This window comes from Microbacterium sp. A93 (assembly GCF_051842835.1).
Map to the genome: position 1 here is coordinate 268,883 of NZ_JBPXMT010000011.1, position 18,638 is coordinate 287,520.

17 protein-coding genes and 1 pseudogene are annotated in these 18,638 nt (G+C 63.4%); 9 read left to right on the top strand and 9 right to left on the bottom strand.

The annotated features are described in order from the left end of the window. Positions 1-94: 94 nt before the first annotated feature. From ACSU1G_RS26025 to ACSU1G_RS26040, 4 genes are read left to right on the top strand one after another with little or no spacing between them, the layout of a single operon-like run. Positions 95-991, top strand: coding sequence for a branched-chain amino acid ABC transporter permease (locus ACSU1G_RS26025; RefSeq protein ID WP_439283088.1), 897 nt, complete (start codon positions 95-97; stop codon positions 989-991). Further along, on the top strand, positions 988-1,899 hold the full coding sequence (locus tag ACSU1G_RS26030) for a branched-chain amino acid ABC transporter permease (RefSeq protein ID WP_439283089.1): 912 nt from the start codon (positions 988-990) through the stop codon (positions 1,897-1,899). Before ACSU1G_RS26025 ends, ACSU1G_RS26030 begins: the two co-directional genes overlap by 4 nt. After that, complete coding sequence (locus ACSU1G_RS26035) at positions 1,896-2,672, top strand: ABC transporter ATP-binding protein (RefSeq protein ID WP_439283091.1); 777 nt, start codon at positions 1,896-1,898, stop codon at positions 2,670-2,672. Before ACSU1G_RS26030 ends, ACSU1G_RS26035 begins: the two co-directional genes overlap by 4 nt. A gap of 10 nt (positions 2,673-2,682) precedes the next feature. Continuing rightward, a complete protein-coding gene (locus ACSU1G_RS26040) occupies positions 2,683-3,378 on the top strand; it encodes an ABC transporter ATP-binding protein (RefSeq protein ID WP_439283136.1) in 696 nt (231 codons plus the stop codon). 13 nt (positions 3,379-3,391) lie between these two features. On the opposite strand, the gene ACSU1G_RS26045 is transcribed toward ACSU1G_RS26040, so the two are convergent. From ACSU1G_RS26045 to ACSU1G_RS26065, 5 genes are read right to left on the bottom strand one after another with little or no spacing between them, the layout of a single operon-like run. Continuing rightward, entirely contained in the window at positions 3,392-4,195 is an 804-nt protein-coding gene (locus ACSU1G_RS26045) for a nuclear transport factor 2 family protein (RefSeq protein WP_439283093.1), read from the bottom strand. Positions 4,196-4,215: 20 nt separating this feature from the next. Continuing rightward, positions 4,216-5,154 carry an SDR family NAD(P)-dependent oxidoreductase gene (locus ACSU1G_RS26050; RefSeq protein WP_439283095.1) on the bottom strand — a complete coding sequence of 313 codons (939 nt, stop codon included), beginning with the start codon at positions 5,152-5,154 and terminating at the stop codon, positions 4,216-4,218. A 30-nt stretch (positions 5,155-5,184) separates the two neighbouring features. After that, positions 5,185-7,158: an FAD-dependent oxidoreductase gene (locus ACSU1G_RS26055; protein ID WP_439283097.1), complete on the bottom strand. Its 1,974-nt coding sequence runs from the start codon at positions 7,156-7,158 to the stop codon at positions 5,185-5,187. Then, positions 7,155-7,562: a MaoC family dehydratase gene (locus ACSU1G_RS26060; RefSeq protein WP_439283099.1), complete on the bottom strand. Its 408-nt coding sequence runs from the start codon at positions 7,560-7,562 to the stop codon at positions 7,155-7,157. The genes ACSU1G_RS26055 and ACSU1G_RS26060 overlap by 4 nt, the downstream gene beginning before the upstream one ends. Then, positions 7,559-8,011 (bottom strand): hotdog fold domain-containing protein, encoded by a 453-nt coding sequence (locus tag ACSU1G_RS26065; protein ID WP_439283101.1) that lies wholly within the window; start codon positions 8,009-8,011, stop codon positions 7,559-7,561. Before ACSU1G_RS26065 ends, ACSU1G_RS26060 begins: the two co-directional genes overlap by 4 nt. A 107-nt stretch (positions 8,012-8,118) precedes the next feature. Between ACSU1G_RS26065 and ACSU1G_RS26070 the strand changes: the two genes are divergently transcribed. Then, positions 8,119-9,273: an acyl-CoA dehydrogenase family protein gene (locus ACSU1G_RS26070; protein WP_439283103.1), complete on the top strand. Its 1,155-nt coding sequence runs from the start codon at positions 8,119-8,121 to the stop codon at positions 9,271-9,273. Positions 9,274-9,345: 72 nt separating this feature from the next. On the opposite strand, the gene ACSU1G_RS26075 is transcribed toward ACSU1G_RS26070, so the two are convergent. From ACSU1G_RS26075 to ACSU1G_RS26085, 3 genes are read right to left on the bottom strand one after another with little or no spacing between them, the layout of a single operon-like run. Further along, on the bottom strand, positions 9,346-9,990 hold the full coding sequence (locus ACSU1G_RS26075) for a TetR/AcrR family transcriptional regulator (RefSeq protein WP_439283105.1): 645 nt from the start codon (positions 9,988-9,990) through the stop codon (positions 9,346-9,348). A gap of 15 nt (positions 9,991-10,005) precedes the next feature. Next, positions 10,006-11,664: an AMP-binding protein gene (locus ACSU1G_RS26080; protein WP_439283107.1), complete on the bottom strand. Its 1,659-nt coding sequence runs from the start codon at positions 11,662-11,664 to the stop codon at positions 10,006-10,008. 16 nt (positions 11,665-11,680) lie between these two features. After that, positions 11,681-12,469, bottom strand: coding sequence for a nuclear transport factor 2 family protein (locus tag ACSU1G_RS26085; protein ID WP_439283108.1), 789 nt, complete (start codon positions 12,467-12,469; stop codon positions 11,681-11,683). Between the two features lie 103 nt (positions 12,470-12,572). Here ACSU1G_RS26085 and ACSU1G_RS26090 point away from each other — a divergent pair, with 103 nt between their 5' ends. Further along, a complete protein-coding gene (locus ACSU1G_RS26090) occupies positions 12,573-13,349 on the top strand; it encodes an SDR family NAD(P)-dependent oxidoreductase (RefSeq protein WP_439283109.1) in 777 nt (258 codons plus the stop codon). Positions 13,350-13,363: 14 nt separating this feature from the next. Further along, complete coding sequence (locus ACSU1G_RS26095) at positions 13,364-14,404, top strand: MBL fold metallo-hydrolase (RefSeq protein ID WP_439283111.1); 1,041 nt, start codon at positions 13,364-13,366, stop codon at positions 14,402-14,404. Between the two features lie 46 nt (positions 14,405-14,450). Here the strand turns inward: ACSU1G_RS26095 and ACSU1G_RS26100 are convergent, their stop codons facing one another. After that, on the bottom strand, positions 14,451-16,526 hold the full coding sequence (locus ACSU1G_RS26100) for a 3-hydroxyacyl-CoA dehydrogenase NAD-binding domain-containing protein (RefSeq protein WP_439283113.1): 2,076 nt from the start codon (positions 16,524-16,526) through the stop codon (positions 14,451-14,453). A gap of 169 nt (positions 16,527-16,695) precedes the next feature. On the opposite strand from ACSU1G_RS26100, the pseudogene ACSU1G_RS26105 reads away from it, so the two are divergent. Together ACSU1G_RS26105 and ACSU1G_RS26110 are read left to right on the top strand one after the other, a co-directional pair. Beyond that, a pseudogene (locus ACSU1G_RS26105) lies at positions 16,696-18,132 on the top strand (CoA-acylating methylmalonate-semialdehyde dehydrogenase). A 5-nt stretch (positions 18,133-18,137) separates the two neighbouring features. Next, a partial coding sequence (locus ACSU1G_RS26110) for an acyl-CoA dehydrogenase family protein (RefSeq protein ID WP_439283115.1) occupies positions 18,138-18,638 on the top strand: 501 nt, incomplete at its 3' end.

Below are 18,638 nucleotides of genomic sequence, written 5' to 3' on the forward strand. Positions count from 1 at the left end.
GAATCGAGGGGCGGCGCGTTGCGCGTAGCGCCCCTCGACTCCCGCTTGAATCCTCCGCAAGTCGCTGTAGAAAAAGGAAAGGAGGGGTGAGACCGTGCTTGGTCAGTTCGTCAACGCCATCATCCTGGGTTCGCTGTATTTGATGTTCGCCCTGGGGCTTTCGCTCTCCTGGGGCGTGCTCAAGGTGCTCAACCTCGCGCATGGCTCGATCTTCATGTTCGGTGCGTTTAGCGCGTACATCGTCACACGCGAGGTGTCGCCAGACATCCCGTTGTGGGTGCTCGTCATCTTCGCGGCCGTCATCGGTGCAGTGCTGTCAGTCATCCTGCAGATCTTCGTCTTCCGACCGATTATGCAGCGAGCCGCCGATCAGCATGCGGCTGAGCTTGCGATCCTGATCGCCAGCATCGGAGCGAGCCTCATCCCTATCGCGGTGGCACTCAACTTCGCCCGGGCCGAAGTGGTGAATCTTCCGATGGAGATCACGCAGACGCCCATCCACAAGTTCGCCGGGATCACGATCTCCGACCTTCAGATCACCATCATCCTGGTTGGTATTCTTTCTACGCTCGCTCTGTGGTGGTGGGTCTCTCGCACGCAAGGCGGTCGTGCCCTGCGCACGATCGCGCAGGATCCCAAGACCGCCGAGTTGCTCGGCATACCCGTCGCTCGTATGTCGGCGCTGACCATGGCGGTCAGTGGCGCGCTCGCCGGTGCCGCTGGACTTCTGCTCGCAGCCAACTCCAACGCGGTCGATGCTCATTCCGGTGAACACCTCCTGCTCAAGGCCTTCGCCGTCATCATTCTTGGCGGCGTCGGATCCATTCCCGGTGCAGCACTGGGAGCATTCGTGCTCGCATTTGCGGAGACAGCCGCCGTGGTCTTCGTCGGCGGGAGCCTCCGAGACGCGATCGCCTTCGCTCTCATCCTCGTGGTGCTACTGGTGCGACCACAGGGAATCTTCGGCGAGAAAGCGTGGAAGCGCGCATGATCGACTTCCTGGCGCAGAATGATCTGCTCCTCAAAACCTTGATGATGTACATCGTGCTCGGACTGAGCGTCCAGGTGGTGCTGCGAGCGGGCGTCTTTTCGCTCGCCAGCGCCGGCTTCTGGGGGATTAGCGCGTACACGACGGCTATCCTCACCAAGCTCATTCCCTGGCCGTTGGCGATCGTCATCGGACTCCTGATCTGCGCGGCAGCATCGGGCCTGCTCGCCCTGCTGCTCACCCGCCTACGTGGTCTGTACCTCGGCATGGGAACGATCGCATTCAACCTTCTGGTCGTCGCGGTGGCGCTCAACTGGACGCCCGTAACGGGAGGCCCGTCCGGAATCTTCGGGATCCCCATGGTGATGTCCCTACCGGCATCCATTGGCCTCGCTGTGCTCGCCGTCGCCAGTGTGGCGTTGTGGCAGTCCCGTTCGGGTGGACGCTTCGCCGATGCGCTGCGAACGGACGAACCACTTGCGATGTCTCTCGGGATCGATACTTTCAAGCTTCGGATCGCGACTTTCATGTTCAGTGCCGTTCTCGGTGCGCTGTCTGGCAGCATGTCCGCGCTCAGCTACGGCGTGCTCGGGCCGAACGACTCAGGTTTCTCCCTGGTTGTAATGGGGCTGACGATCGTCGTTCTCGGTGGGACATCCTCATGGGTGGGAGCTGTGATCGGCGCGTTCATCGTGACGATGCTGCCGCGTTGGATCGGGTTCGTCCGTGAGTGGACCGATGTCGTTTATGGTCTGCTCATCATCATCATGGTGATCTTCGCGCCGCAGGGAATCTGGGGCATCATCCAGCAGCTGTGGCACCGTGTGCGTCAGCGGAAGCTTCCGGATGCTCCCGTAGCGCCGGCCACAACGACGATCCGGTTTCCGACGAAGAGGGAGCAGAGGTCATGATGGCGCAGGCATCACAGCCGGTCCTCGATGTCGACGACGTCAAGGTCCACTACGGCGGGGTTCGTGCCGTCGACGGCGTCTCGTTCCAGGTCTGGCCGGGCGAGCTCGTGGGCATCGTCGGGCCAAATGGCTCAGGTAAGACGACGCTCGTCAACGCGATCACCGCGTTGACGCACATCACCGACGGTGACATCCGAGTCGATGGTGAGACGATTAAGAAGTTCGCCGCACCGCGTATTGCGAGGCTGGGCGTTCGTCGCACCTTCCAGGCAATTCGTCTGCTCCCCGATCTCACCGTTGTCGAGAACGTGATGTTGGGAGCGGACGACGGTGGAAGCCCGCTCGACGCGGCCTTCCGACCCCTCCGTGCCGCCAAGGCGCAGCGTCGATCACGGGTTGCTGCGCTCGAAGCGCTGGGTCGAGTCGGGATGGTCGAGTACGCCGAGCTTCTCCCGGGCGCTCTGCCCTATGGGTTCCAACGGCGCGTGGAGATCGCTCGAGCTCTCGCGAGCTCACCGCAGCTTCTTCTGCTTGACGAGCCGGTCGCGGGCATGAATCCGCGAGAGCGTGAGGAAGTCTCAGAGCTCCTGCTGAACCTTCGCTCCGAAGGTCTCACCCAGTTGCTCATCGAACACGATCTGGGTCTTGTTACGCGGGTATCGAGCCGGATCGTCGTTGTGGACTTCGGCAAGGTGATTGCGACAGGTGATCCCGTTGAGACAATCCGTGATGAGCGAGTGAGGGAGGCCTACCTTGGTCGAAAGAACGCATGATCTGCTGCAGGTGAAAGACCTGCGCGTCGGATACGGGCACCTCATCGGTCTCCGTCGCCTCGACGTCACGGTTCAGGCAGGGGAGATCTCAGTGATGCTCGGCGCGAACGGTGCTGGAAAGTCTTCTGCGCTCAATGCGATCGCCGGTTCAGTCAAATCCCGGGCCGGTCGCATTGTCTTCGACGGAGCCGATATCACACGTAAACCTGCCTGGAAAATCTCGCAGGCCGGGTTGGTGCTCGTCCCCGAAGGGCGCCATATCATCGGGCCGTTGACCGTGTCGGAGAATCTCAGGCTCGGCGCGTTCGGTAGAGGTTCTGCGAAGCAAGCGCGCGAGGGGGAGGAGGAGATCTATGAGATCTTCCCGATGCTCGCCGAGCACCGTCGCAGCCTCGGTGGGCTTCTCAGCGGTGGGCAGCAGCAGCTTCTTGCGTTCGGTCGAGCGCTCATGGCCAAACCGAGGCTGATCCTGCTGGATGAGCCATCTATGGGGTTGGCGCCGATCATGGTTGACCGGGTGCTCGAAGCTGTCGTCAGAATCGCGGGACGCGGTATCGGTGTGCTGATGGTGGAGCAGAATGCTGCCGCCCTGGACGTCGCCCATCAAGCCGCTGTGCTTGAGCAGGGAATGGTCGTCGTTCGCGGGACTCCGAACGAGTTATTGGCTGATGATCGTGTCACCCAGGCGTTCCTCGGCGTCGCCTGAGCCGGATACTCGGCTACCGTGCCGCCGCGAGGCGACGCGTGTAGCTGAGTCGGTCAGTCACCACGTGCCCCGTGATCGCACCGGCGCTGGTGCTCACATAACCGCTCGCGTAGAGCGAGCCGGGCGTGCCGATCAGAGAGTCGAACTCAGCTCCCAAGCCACCGGCGTACACACCGTCCGCTCGAATGTGGAACGCGGCCCGCTCACCGCAGCTGAACAGGTCGAGAACGTCGACCGACAGTCCCTCGAGTCGCGCGCGCTCGTGTCCGGCTTCAGATTCATCGTCGAACTCGACGTCGTCGCTTGCGAACAGCTCTCCGTGCTCCAACCATCTTCTGACCGATGATTCGACCGGGTCTGACTCGGCGGCGAGGGAGTCAGTCCAAGGATCGGTTCCGGGCGCGGGAACCGGGTGGGATGCTGCGCCCTCTGATTGGCGACGTCGGGAGAAGTAGTCCTGCTCGACTCGACACTCGGTGAGGCGTTCGCCGTCCCAGCGGTACAGGCTGACCCCGCGCCACGAGGCGTCCTTGCCGGTGAGAAGGGACTTGCCGTGTTCACTGAAACGCAACGCGGCGCGGTTGCCACTGGTCATGAAGTCGTGGACGGTGAAGCCCAGCCCCGGGTACTGACGGTACTGCTTCTCGGTCGCGGGCTTGTAGGCGTCGTCGCGACCCCGAATCTCGAACTCACCCATCCGCAACACGTAGTCCTTGACCATCAGGCGATCGCAGACGTCGAAATCGTGGCTGGCTGTGTAAGCGTATGCGTAATCGCGCAGCAGAAGGCCGAGTGCGGGGATGCGGGAACCGGTCATGGAGTCCATCGTGGGGGCTTTCAGATCAGGCCGCGCGCCCGCAGGCGGGTGGCGACATCAGCGATCTCGTCGCGGATCATCGTGGGGATGGTGAATGAGGTGGGGTTGAGGATGTCATCCAGATGCGTGGCGATGTCGTCGGCAGTGGCATCGGCCTTTGCGGATATCCATCCTTGCGTCAGCCCGTAAACGACTCGTGCGTAGCGACCGGCGAGGGCGGAGAACGCCTCACCGGTCACGCGGCAGTCGCTGCTGGCGAGATACACGGCTAACGGGGCAACCGTCTCGGGTGCACGCCGGGCGGTGAGCGAGTTCAGGAGCGCGCGCACCCCCGCAGGGTCTTCGCCGACGTGAGCAGTTCCGGCTGCGATCTGCGAGATCGCATAGGGCAGTACCGAGTTGACTTTGATGTTGAACTCCGCTCCCTCGAGGGCGAGCGTGCGCGACAACGCCATCACTCCGCCCTTGGCGGCACCGTAGTTGCCGTTGCCGACGTGGCCGAAGGTCGATCCGGAGCTCGTGAAGACGATGCGACCGTAGCCCTGAGCTTTCATGTGCGGCCACGCAGCTCGGGTCGTGTACATCGCAGCGAGAAGGTGCACGGCTACCACCGACTCGATGTCTTCATCTGTGAGCTCATCGATTGTTCCGGTGCGCAGGAACCCGGCGTTGTTGATGATGGCATCGATGCGGCCGAACGATTCGACCGCTGTGGCGACGAGGCTTTCGGCGCCGGATGCGGTCGAGATATCGGAGCGGTCCGCGACTGCGCGCCCACCTGCGGCTTCAATCTCGGCGACCACCGCATCCGCCCGCGGGGTCCCTTCATCGTCCATCGCCAGGTCATTGACTACGACTGCGGCGCCGCGTCGGGCGAGTTCTCGGGCGTAGGCACGGCCGAGACCCCGGCCCGCTCCAGTGACGACAGCGCACTGGCCGTCCATTCGAATTTCAGTCATGGGTACCTCACGGTCGGTGTCGGTCGCTGGTCAGGCTGGCGGCGCATCAGCTGCGCTGCCGACGAGTTCGCGGATGGCGGTGTTGGCGTCGTGGACGGCTTCGCCGATGCGGCTGATCTGCCGCGCGTCGCCGATCAGGATGCTGGTGATGCCGTGTTCGGCGAGTTCCGCGGCCAGGGTGTCGTCGCTGCGGCGGCCCTGGGCAATGACGATCATCGCTGCCGTGATGTGTGTTGTACCGGCATCCTCGTTGAGAGTGACACCGGTGCGGTCGATCGAGAGAACATGGGTGCCGGTGCGGATGGAGACGTGTGGGTTCGCGCGCAGCCGGGTCAGCAGAACCTTGCGATACAGCGGTTCGGCGGCTCGTGCGAGCTGATATTCGTCCGATCGAGAGATGAGCACGACATCCAATCCGCGTGCAGCTATGAGCTCCGCGGTCTCACAGCCCGTCTCCCCGCCACCGTAGACGACGACCGGACCTCGCCAGGATTCTGGCGTCGGACCGCGATCTAGAAGCAGATCATAGGCCGATACAACGTGCGCCAGGTCGTCTCCCGGGATGGCCTGCGCGGTCGGCACGGTTCCCTGTGCCTGAATGACCGCGAAAGGATCGAGAGCAAGAACGTCGTCGAGGGTTGCCCGAGAGCCCACCCGCACGTCGACTTCTGACGCGGCGAGGCGACGCTCGAGATAGTCCCGATACCAGAGCAGGTTGTCTTTGTGCGGTGGTGCGGCCGAGGTGATAATGCCTCCTCCGAGGCGGTTCTCGCTTTCGAACAGCGTCGTGGTGAAGCCGATCGACTCGGCCTGCACCGCGGCGGCGAGGCCTCCGGGGCCGCCGCCGATGATCACGATCCGTCGCCCGTGGCCGACGTTCTCCGTGATCAGCGGCACGGTCTCGCGCCCGGTCCGCGGATTCTCCGCGCATCCGGTAGGGAGGTGCTTGAAGACGCGATCCGCGCACCAGTTGCAACTCGTGCACGGCCGGATGTCTGCACTGCGCCCCTGTGCGGCTTTGGCGACCCAGTGCGCGTCGGCCAACAGCGGACGACCCAGCGCAACCAGATCCATGTCTTCGCGCAGGAGTGCGGATTCGGCGGTTTCTGGAGTGCGCGAGCCGATTCCCGCGACCGGGACGTCGACAGCATCCCTGATACGCCGGGTCATCTCGAACCGCCAGCCCTCCTTCGACATGGGGTCGATCGTGCGCTCCAGCGAACCAGTGAGCGAACCGGTTGAGACGTCGATGCCGTCCAACCCGGCAGCAACGAGTCGAGGTGTGATCCGCGCCATGTCCTCGATGCCGAGACCCCCCGGTGCGAAGTCATCCGCGGAGATACGGTACAGGAGCGGGACGTCCCCGATCGCATCCTTGATCGCGCGAATGACAGCGATGGGGAACGCGAGCCGGCGCTCTTCATCACCACCCCATTCGTCATCCCGCTGGTTCGTCAGCGGGGAGAGGAACGCCATGAGCAGGTATCCATGCGCGCCGTGCAGCTCGATCGCCTCGTACCCGGCGAGCAGTGCGCGACGGGCAGCCTCGCGAAAGCTGGCGATGAGGCCGACGATCTCGGCACCGATCAGCGCGCGGGCGCGCAGGCTGTCGTCACGGCGCGAAAGGACGTTGCTGGGTGCTACGGCCACGTGACCCTCTCGGGGTACGGCGAACTGCCCCGGCGCCTGCAGCTGCAGAGCCGGCGTCGCACCTCCGGCGCGGATCGCGGCTACCAACCGTGCATGGCCCGGGATCGCGGCGTCGTCATCGAAGACGAGCTGACGCTCCTCTGAAACTCCGTAGCTACTGTCGATGCAGGCGAACTCCACGGCGATGAGGCCGACGCCACCCCGCGAACGCTCTGCGTAATACGCGATCTGGGCCTCAGACACTCGGCCACCGGGATCGGACAGCCCCGATGACATCGCCGCCATCAGCGTACGGTTCCGGATAGTGACAGAGCCCAGGGTGAAAGGGCTGAGCAACGTGGGATAGCTCGTCACGGGATCACCACATTCGCGACACCCTCGACCGCACGCTCACCCTTCTCGATGTCGAGCCAGACGCGGCTTGTGATGTGCATGCCGTCAGAGTGACGCTCGATACGCTCGATGCTCCCACCGGCTGTGACGATATCGCCCTCGAATACATTGGCCAAGAGTCGCGATTGGAAGCGCTGCAGGTGTGCGGTCGGGAAATTCTTGCGCACCATGTCCATCATGTACGCGAGGTTGGTGGGGCCCTGGTTGATGAGTCGGTCGCCGAGACCGAGTTCGCGCACGGCGTCCGCGTCGAGGTGGATCGGGTTGGGGTCATCGAGAAGCACAGACATTGTCTTCATGGCTTCTGCGGTAACCGCCGTGACTCGGTGTGGGGTGAGAGCGTCGCCGGGAGAACGTTCGTTCACGGAAGATTCTCCTTTCGGGGCAGGACGAAAGAAAGGCGAGCGGATGCCACCATATTCCCGTCGTCGTCGACGAGGCGCTCTTCGAAATCGAGGAGGTCGAAGATGCCGGCTGCCCTGCCCTGCTTGCGAGTGATGTCGAGGATCGTGCCTTCGACGCGGTATTCAGTGTCGGCTCGCATCGGCGTCACGTATTCGAACTGGACGCTGCCGAGCATCGGACCATCATCGATGTCGAAATGAGCGAGAGCGCAGACTTCCCCGACGCTCATGCCAATTCCTCGCTGGGTGGCCAGATATGCGTAGATGGGGTGCAGTTCACCTGCGGGTCCTGGGGAGCCCAGCACGTCGACCAGCAGGGGTGCCTCGGCCGCCGGAATGCTGATCGTGCCGGTCATCAGCGCTGTTCCAGGAAGAGCTCGAAGATGCTCGGGAAGGTCTGCTTCGGGCATGGATCCTCCGGTCGTTCCGCTTGGTCGACGTCGATGAGGCGCGGGATGGCCTCTGTGTTACTATACCGACTGATTGGTAGAAATGATACTCAGTGAAGGGCGGGGGCATGGCGTTCAAACGGTCCGCACGGTCAATTTTCGAGCCCGAGCACAAGGAGTTCCGCAGCGCGGTCCGTGAGTTCCTCGCTCGCGAGGCGCTGCCGAAGGTAGCGCAGTGGAAGCGGGATGGCATCATCGACCGTGATTTCTGGCGCAGTGCGGCAGAAAACGGCTTCGTGGGTTTCGCCGTGGAACCCGAGTACGGCGGCTTGGGCATCCGCGACTTCCGGTACAACGCGATCATCGAAGAAGAGGTCGTCTACGCGGGGGCAGCGACGGATGCCTTTCAGCTGACGAACAGCATCCTGGTCCCCTATCTGACCGATCTCACCACCGCAGAGCAACGCGAGCGCTGGCTGCCGGGTATCACCAGTGGAGACATCGTCCCGGCCATCGCAATGTCCGAGCCCGGCGCTGGCTCCGATCTGCGCGGTATCAAGACGACTGCCCGGTGGGATGGCGAGCAGTGGATCCTGAACGGATCGAAGATTTTCATCACCAGTGGGATCCAGGCCGACTTGGTGATCGTGGCAGCACGCGTCGAACGCGACGACATCGAGGGTCTTGGGCTCTTCGTGGTCGAGGCGGGCATGGTGGGCTTCGAGCGCGGGCGCAGGCTCGACAAGATCGGCCGGGAGGCTCAGGATACCGCTGAGCTCTTCTTCGATAATGTCGCCGTACCCGAATCCAACGTGCTCGGCGAAGCTGGCAGGGGTCTCAGCCTCATGATGCGTAATCTCGCATCCGAGCGCCTTGCGATGGCGGTCACCGCGATCGCTGATGCTGAGCGTGCGTTGGAACTTACGACGGAATACACCGAAGAGCGGGTTGCCTTCGGTAAGTCGATCTCGAGCTTCCAGGCCAACAGCTTCGACATTGCCGAGATGGTCACGGAAGTGCGCGTGGGGCGAGTCTACGTCGACGACTGCATTCGCCGTCAGGTCGCAGGCGAACTCAGCGATGCCGAGGCTGCGGGCGCGAAATACTGGGCCACCGAACTCGAATGGCGAGTGCTCGACCGCTGTTTGCAGTTGCACGGCGGCTACGGATACATGAACGAGTATGAGATCGCCTGGCGCTGGCGTGACGCCCGGGTGCAGCGCATCTACGGTGGCACCAGCGAGATCATGAAGGAGATCGTCGGACGCTCGATCGGGCGGTGACGCAAAGTTCTGGCGCGCGGCCTTCGAGTATCTCGTTAGCGTTACCGCCGGGATACCGGAATTCCCAGACCCTTAGGCGACCGACTGCATGCCGGGCAGTCCGGCGCGTACGAAGTTGGTGCAGGTCTTCGAGAGCTCAGCGGCTGATACCGTGCCCGAGCGGTACCACGTGTAGGGCCAGCAGATCGTGGCCAACACCATATTGGCCACGAGTCGAGTGTTGGAGTCCGCTGCCAGTGAGCTTTCGGCTTTGAGCTCTTCCAAGAGCGCGATCAGTGCATCGTCGTATGCATGCCGGGCTTCGCGCACGCTCTTCAGGCGGTCGCCTTCGAGTCGGTGCCATTCATGGTGGTAGACGGCCACACGGGTCACGTTGAGCGCGAGGTAGGTGACCTGCGCTTCAACGAAGTGCAGCAGCCGCTCCAGCGCGGGCACATCCTCCTGCTGGCGGGCTTCATCGAGCTGAGCGCGAGAGACTTCGTGGACGTCCTCCACGATGCGGTAGAGAAGGTCCTCCTTCGACTTCATGTAGTAATAGAGGCTCCCCTTGAGCAGCCCTGTCGCGCGCGCGATGTCATCCATCGAGGTCTGAGCGTATCCCTGACGGTGGAAGAGGTTCTCGGCGATCTCCATGATCTGCTGAGCGCGTTCAATACCCTTCGCTGTGCGCGGGGAGTTCCGTGCGGCCTCGGAAGCCACATTCGTCGTGCTCGCCATAAGTTCCTCCGTCTATCAGTCTGTCGTGACTCGCGCGTTCGAGCGCGGTGCCGTGTGGATGCCGTCGCGATCGAGTTCAGCGATCAGGTGATTCTGTAGCTCGAACTTCTTCACTTTCGTTCCCGACATTGGCCATTCGACCACGAAACGTATGTATCGGGGAACTTTGTACGTTGCGATCTGATTGACGCAGAACTCGATGATATCTGCCTCGGTCGCTGCCAAGTTCGGGTTCAGCTCGATGAAAGCCGCCGGCACTTCACCGTAGCGAGCGTCCCGCACGCCGACGACCTGAGCAACCCGAACGGCCGGATGGTGCACGAGCAGGTCTTCGATCTCGATGGCGGCGACGTTCTCGCCTCCAACCTTCAACATGTCCTTGTAACGGCCACCATAGATAAAGTTGCCGTCCAAGCGGCGGGCTGCGCGGTCGCCGGAGTGGAAGAACCCCTCTGCATCGAAGACAGCGGCGTTGATCTCCGGTGACTTGTAGTAGCCCTCGAAAAGGGCGTAGCCGCGATAGCAGAGCTCGCCGAATTCTTCGTCAGGCACCTCGTTGCCGGTGTCCGGATCCACGATCTTGGCCTCCATGCCGGGCACGACGTGTCCCAGGGTGTTGACTCTGACCTCGAGTGGGTCATCAGGATGACCCATGGTCAAATTGCTGGCGGTCTCCGTCGCCCCGTAGGAAGTCACTTGCCGAGCCCACGGCATCCGGTTCTCGAACTGGGTCATACGTTCGGGCGTCGCAATGTTCTGGATCACACGCACGTGGGAGAGATCGGACGTGGCGAACTCGGGGTGATCGAGGATCGGAAGCCATATTGCTTCGAAGGCGGGGTAGAGAACAGTGCACTTCTCGTCGCGAATCGTGCGCAGTGCCTGGCCCGGCTCGAAGTGACCGGCGTGGCAGAACGTTGCGCCGAGCGTGAAGCACGCGAACATCGGGACGATGCCACCGCAATGGAACAGCGGAAGCGGGTCCCAGAACGCATCTTCCTGGGTCAGAGAGAAGAAGGACTGCGCGACGTTCGGGCCATGACGCGAGATCGACTCATGAGTGAGGAGACATCCCTTGGGTCGTGAGGTCGTTCCTGAGGTGTACATGAGGAGTGCGATGTCACGTATGCGCACCCGGTTCTGGCGGTTCTTGAGCTCATCGAGCGAGATCCCGGCTGCTGCGGCATCGAACTGTGCACGTGTCAGGAACGAGTCCACACGTCCGGAGAAGTCCACGACGTGCCGCAGTGCGTCGCCGATCGATTCGTACGCGTCACCCGGCTGCGGGTTGAGCACGCGATGAACGAGACGTGGGTAGTCGGTGCCGGCATCATCAGCATTGACGAGAAGGACGCTGAGATCGGCGTGACCGATGATGTAACTTGCCTCGGCCTCTTTGAAGCGGCCGTTTATCGGCACGCTCACCGCTCCGACCTTCGCGGTGGCGATGAGGGCGAGCACGAAATCCAGGCAGTTATGCATCAGGATGCCGACGTGATCTCCCGAGCGCACGCCCAGTCCGATCAGGCTTGATGCGAAGGCATCGGCGCGCTGCGCCAGTTCTGGATAGCTCAGCCGCACGCCTGACGGCATGACAAGAGCGATCCCGTCATTCGTGGCCGCTTGCCGATCGACGATGTCGCCGAGCGGACTGGCCGGGGGTGTCAGGGGCATGCTCGTGTCCTCTGTCTTACTTCATCGCGCGCAGTTGCCGGTGTACCGCGATGCGATTGCTCGCGCCACGCAGGTCGTTCACGGTGTTGCCTGTGAGGTCACCGATCGCGCCGACCCAAGTCTGGATGGTGCAGCCCAGGAGCTCATCGTCGTCCGGTAGGCCCCCTTCGTACGTGCCGATGATCTTGGCATTGAAGCCCACTCGGTTCGCCTCAGCGACGACGGCGATCAGCTCTGTCGTGATGATTCGGATGCGGGGCTGTTCGGCCTGTGCGAATCCGGTGTCGAGTCGGGATTCCGCCGGCGGCCATGCTTCGAGGCCATTCAGCCAGGAACGCACGATTGGCGCCGCAGCGGCGGATGCGCTCGGACTCGCATCCTCATGCCCCGACCAGGGGTCGACCGCAACCGGGGGCACCGGGTCGCTCACGCCGGCCTGGAGCTGACGGCGTTTGCCGTAGTGGTCCTGTTCCACCCAGCATTCCACGAGCCGGCTGCCGGCAGCGCGGTAGATGCCCATGCCGATCCAGGAGGCCTCGTTGTCGGGGTGACGCGATGACCGACCGTGTTCGCTGAAGAGCACCGCTGTCTTCTCGCCGTCCGTAACGAGTTCATGGATGCTGTAGCCCAGCTGGGGGAACTGCTCCATCTGTAGCTGCACGGCAGGAAGGTAATGATCGTCGCGTCCTACGAGCGTCTCGGTGCCCACGTGCAGGGTGTAGTCATCGCTCATGATCTCCAGCGGCACAGCGAAATCGCGGCTGTTCACGAATCCGTACGCGTAGCGACGCAGTACTTCGATCATCCGGTTCAACTCCTCATCGAGTGGATATTCTTAGGGTACACCTTATTCGACCAAACGAACGGTCGAACGTGTATGGTCGAACATGCAGACAGAGGGGGCATGAATGGACAGCACAACTTTGCGCGGCCGTGCCGCGCTTGTCACCGGTGGTTCCCGGGGGATGGGCCGTGCGATCGCCGTGAAGCTCGCTCGCCAAGGCGCAACGGTCGCATTCTCATACCGTAAAGACGGCAATGCCGCCCGTGAGGTCGTGGCCGAGATCGAGGCGTTCGGCGGACGTGCGGTATCGATTCCCGGTGATCTGCGTGCCCCTGGTGCCGCTGGTGATCTCGCGCGCCGAGCTGCGGAGGAAGTCGGGCCGATCTCGGTGTTGGTGAGCAATGCCGGGATGGCATCTCGGGGACACACGGTCACCGAGAGCTCGCGAGACGAGTACCAGGACATGCTGCAGATGCATGCCTTTGCCGTCGTGGAGATGGCCGGGGTCGTGCTTCCGGGGATGCGCGAAGCCGGGTCGGGCAACATCATCGTCGTCACCAGCAACGTGACGATCTCGCTGCCGGCCAACACCGCCCCATATGCGGTGGCAAAGACTTCCGCGGAATCCATCGTGCGGGTGCTGGCGATGGAAGAGCGGGCCAACGGCATCCGAGTCAATGCTCTCGCGCCCGGGCTGGTCGCCACAGACATGGGCGAGCGTCTCGTCCGCGCCAGCGTTGACAGCACGCTCGACTCCCTCGCCGACGCCTATCCGTTCGGGCGCGTCTGCCGCCCCGAGGACATCGCCGATGCGGTGGCGTTCCTTGCTGCGCCTGATTCGTACGTGACCGGCCAGCGATTGGTCATCGACGGCGGAGGCCCGGCGCTGCCGCTTTACTGATGAGAAGGATGATGATGACTGCCCAAGACTGGACGACACCCGGGGCGTGGGAGATCGCGCCCGATCTCTACCGGATTCCGCTCGCAATGCCCAGTAACGGTCTGCGCGCGGTCAACGTCTACGCTTTTCGTGCGGGCGATCGCGTCACTATCATCGACTCCGGATGGGCAGTTCCCGAAGCGCGTGCGCAGCTCGATGCCGCACTGCAGAGCATCGGTCTCGGGCTGCACTCCATCGACGAGTTCCTCATCACCCACTCCCACAGTGATCACATCACCCTCGGTGTGCAGTTGCGCGCAGAATTCGGGATGAAGCTCAGCGTCGGCAAAGACGAGGAGCCGAACATCCGGGCCGTGATGGAGCACTGGTTCAACGGTTTCAAGATGAACTTCCAACGGCTGCGTGCAGCAGGTGCCGGCAGCGTCGCGGATGCGATGCATGCTCGGATCGAGGCGAATCCCGATGCCGAGCGGATGGCCGAGGAGTACTTCGAGCTGCCCGATCGCTGGCTCAACAGCGATGAGGTCATCCCGGTCGGTCGGTACCGGCTGCGTGCGATAGCAACGCCTGGGCACACCCGTGGACACCTCGTCTTCGCCGACGAGGCTGCCGGAATTATCGTCACCGGTGATCACGTTCTGCCCACTATCACTCCCTCGATCGGCTTCGAGGCGCAACGCAATGGCCTTCCGCTCAAGCGGTTCCTCGAATCTCAAGAAGTGATGCTCGCGCTGCCGGACCTGCGTGTGCTCCCTGCGCACGGAGCTGTCGCTGACAGCCTTCACGCACGATCGCGGGAGCTCATCGAATACCACGAGCGGCGTCTCGAGGACTGCTTCGTTGCGGTGCGGGGCGGGGCTGCCGATGCGCTCGAGGTTGCCCGGCTGATCGGATGGACGCGGCATCTGCGGCACTTTGACGAGCTGGACGAGTTTAACCAGATGCTCGCCGTCACCGAGACTGTCGCTCATCTGGATGTTCTCGCCGATCGCGAGCGGATCGCCGCGGAAGTCATCGACGGCGTGAAGTCCTACCGTCTGCTGCGGCACGCATAGACGCACTGCCCGAAGGCGATGCTCCCGACCGTCGCCCGGCCGCCGCTCAGCTGGCTGGGGTAGCCAAGCGGGTTTCCGTCGCGAACGATGCACCGGACGTCGCCAGCAGCGGCAGGCGTGACCCGACGGGGAATGCGCTCTCTCCGAGTTCAGCACAGCGCGCGATGACCCAGTCGAGACCCTGCTCGCCGGCCCAGTGGTACGGGCCGCCGAGCGCTCGCGGGAAACCGATCCCGAGCACCGATGCGACGTCACCGTCGTCGGGATGGAGAATCGTGCCATCTTCCCAGCACAGGAAGCACTCGGTCGCGAAGGCAAGCAACAGCCGATCGGCGATGGTCTGCTGGTCCATCTCGCTCGGCGTGACTGACAGAGTCTCGACGACCACGGGATTCACCCCCGTGCGCCTTCCCTCCTGGTAGGTGTAGAAGCCGGCCCCGAAACGTCGCCCCTCCACCCCAGCTGCAATCAGAGCTTCGAGGGCGCCGCGCACCGCGGCGACCTTCAGTCGGTCGGCCATCACGGGCTCGGCGACCTGGGTGATGCTGGCCTTCACGACCAGGTCGAGGGTCGCCTCGTCATGAGCTTGTAACGGGCCGATGGGGAACCCTGCGGCCTTCGCGGCGCTGTCCACAGCAGCCGGATCTGCACCGTCGAGAAGGAGTCGCACTCCCTCCATGAGCCAGCGCGCGTATACGCGCGACGTGAAGAATCCAGGCTTGTCCGCGACGACCACCGGGAGCTTTCCGAGTGAACGCGCGAGTGACCCGGCGCGCTCGACGGTCTCCGCAGAGGTGCCACTGTGCGGCACGAGTTCGACCAGCGGCATCCGCTCGACCGGAGAGAAGAAATGCATTCCGAGGAAGCGCTCGGGCGAATCCACAGCGGATGCCAGGCTGCTCACCGGGATGGCAGATGTGTTGGTCGCCACCAGCGTTTCAGCGGCGACGATGTCGCTCACGAGTTCGAGTGTCTCGCGCTTGACTGCGGGCAGCTCGAATACCGCTTCGATGACTGCATCCGCCGACTCGAAACCGGACCATCCAGTCGTGCCGGCCCAGTTCGCGATCAGCTCGTCCTTGCGGCTGGGTGCGCTGCGAGTGAGGACTCGATCGACGTAGGAGCGGGCGCCGTCGAGCTTGTCATCAGTCATGTCGCGGACGACCGCGGAGAGACCGCGACTCACCGCGGTGGCAGCGATACCGGAGCCCATCTGTCCGCCTCCCACCACCCCGACGCGCTGGAATGCAGCGCCAGCGCGTCGGCTGCGTCGTTTGATGTCATTCTCTGTCGTGAACAGATGAATGCGTGCCTTCGCCTCTGCGGAGTCGACGAGTGATACGAATGACGAGCGCTCTGCGGCGCACCCCGCTGCGTATCCGTGTGCGATGCCGGTGCGCACGGCGTCGATGATGGCCTGTGCGGCAAAAGAAACCGCGTCGTTCTGGCGCTCGGCGACAGCGGCGAGGGCTGTGTTCGCGTCCTCGCCGAATGCCGCGCGCGGAGTGTCGCCGTCGACGAGGCGCTGAGCCGTCGCCAGTGCCGTCGCGAGCAGGTCGTCGTCGGCGATGGCGGCCACGAGGCCGAGCTCCTGTGCCTTGGCGGCATCGACAGTCCGTCCGCTGAGAAGTAGGTCTAGTGCCGTCGACGTGTCGACGAATCGCCGGATCAGCTGGGTTCCTGCGCCGCCCGGGATGAGCCCGAGGGTGATCTCCGGCAGGCCGAGGGACGTGCCCCGAGCCGCGACGATCGCGTGCATGGAGAGTGCGACCTCGAGTGCTCCGCCAAATGCCGCGCCGTGCACGGCTGCGACATAGGGCTTGGGAGAGTCGGCGATGTCGGCCATGAGCTGATGCACGGACGCGAGGAATTCGTCGGCGCCGGGGCGCGCAACGAGTTCAGGAAGCCAGGAGACGTCGGCCCCGGCGCCGAAAGCCCCAGGCTTTCCGGAGGTCAACACCACAGCGGAGATCGTGTCGTCTTCCGTTGCCATGCGCATCTGCTCGCGGAGCTCGACGAATACCGACTCATCGACGACGTTCATGGAGCGGTCGGGGTAGTCGAAGGTGAGAACGGCGATCCCGTCGTGGTCTATGCGTGTGATCCGCGCCGTGTCGTTCATGAAACCCCCATCTACCAACCGACCAGTTGATTACACTATTGCACTCACTCAGCGTGTGTGCAACAACCGTGCGGCGCTGGGTCGGGATCGGTGTAAAGGCGCTACCCGCGGCAAGTAGAGACCACCAGGTATCCGATGCGACGAATACACCGCGAAAGGTCTCGTCACAATGACTTACGAACTCACCCACTTCATCGGCGGTAAGCATGTTTCCGGCACGTGCGGACGCTTCGCGGATGTGTTCGATCCGTCGACGGACGAAGTGCAGTCCCGCGTCCCGCTCGCGACCACGGCTGAGGTCGAAGCCGCGATCGCGAACGCCGAAGAGGCGCAGGTCATCTGGGGCGCCACCAACCCGCAAAAGCGCGCCCGCGTGCTGATGAAGTTCGTCGAACTCATCAACAAAGACGCTCCAGAGCTGGCCAAGACGCTCTCTCGCGAGCACGGCAAGACCGTCGATGATGCCCTGGGCGACATCCAGCGCGGTGTCGAGGTCGTCGAATTCGCCATCGGCGCCCCGCACTTACACAAGGGCGAGTATTCGAGCGCGGCAGGTACTGGGATCGATGTCTATTCGATGCGTCAGCCACTCGGCGTCGTCGCCGGCATCACTCCAACTTCCCGGCCATGATCCCGCTGTGGAAGATGGGTCCGGCGCTCGCCGCTGGCAACTCCTTCATCCTCAAGCCCGGCGGGTGTGCTGAACGTCGTCAACGGCGATAAGGAATCCGTCGACGCGCTCCTGCACGACGATCGGGTGAAGGCTGTCGGTTTCGTCGGCTCGACTCCGATCGCACAGTACATCTACGAGACCGCCGCCCAGAACGGCAAGCGCGCTCAGTGCTTCGGCGGGGCGAAGAACCACATGATCGTGATGCCCGACGCTGACCTCGACCAGGTTGCCGACGCTCTGATCGGCGCGGGTTACGGTTCGGCTGGCGAGCGTTGCATGGCGATCTCGGTCGCGGTCCCGGTCGGCAAGGAGACCGGTGACGCGCTCGCCGCGAAGCTCACCGAGCGTGTCAAGGCGCTCAGGATCGGCCCGGCCCTCGCAGAAGGCGTCGACTACGGTCCCCTCATCACGGCCGAGGCGCTCCAGCGCGTCGAGGGCTACATCCAGACGGGCATCGACGAGGGCGCGACGCTGCTAGCCGATGGCCGTGGATACACGGTCGAGGGTTACGAGAACGGGTTCTACCTCGGCCCGACCCTGTTCGACAATGTGTCGACTGACATGACGGTGTACAAGGAAGAGGTCTTCGGGCCTGTGCTGTTCATCGCACGCGCCGACGACTACGAGCAGGCGCTCGCGATGGCGAGCGATCACGAGTTCGGCAACGGCGTCTCGATCTTCACACGCGACGGCGACGCCGCCCGTGACTTCTCCGCACGGGTGAATGTGGGCATGGTCGGCGTCAACGTGCCGATCCCTGTCCCGATCGCCTACCACACGTTCGGCGGGTGGAAGAAGTCCGGTTTCGGTGATCTGAACCAGCACGGTCCTGATGCCTTCCGTTTCTACACGAAGACGAAGACGGTCACGAGCCGTTGGTTGTCGCACGATCTGAAGGAAGGCGCAAGCTTCGTCATCCCGACGATGCACTGATCGCCATGTACGCGTCACTTACCCCTGATGAGCGCACGGCGCTCGTCGACGCTGTGCGGGATTTTGCTACAGCCCGCCTCGCCCCGAACTCGGCACACTGGGATGCAGAGAAGTTCTTCCCTGTTGACACACTGCGAGAGGCGGGCGAGCTCGGTCTCGGTGGCATCTATGTGAGAGACGACATCGGAGGATCGGGGCTTTCCCGGCTCGATGCGATAGCGATCTTCGAGGAGCTCTCCAAGGGCGACACGACGATCGCGGCCTACATCTCGATCCACAACATGGTCGCCTGGATGATCGACGCGTTCGGCAACCAGGAGCAGCGCGAACACTGGCTGCCCGGCCTGGTCACGATGAACGACCTCGGCAGCTACTGCCTCACCGAACCCGGAGCAGGCTCTGACGCCGCAGCGATCACGACGTCGGCAAAGCGTGACGGCGACGAGTATGTGCTCAACGGCACGAAGCAGTTCATCTCGGGGGCCGGGTCATCTGCCGTCTACCTC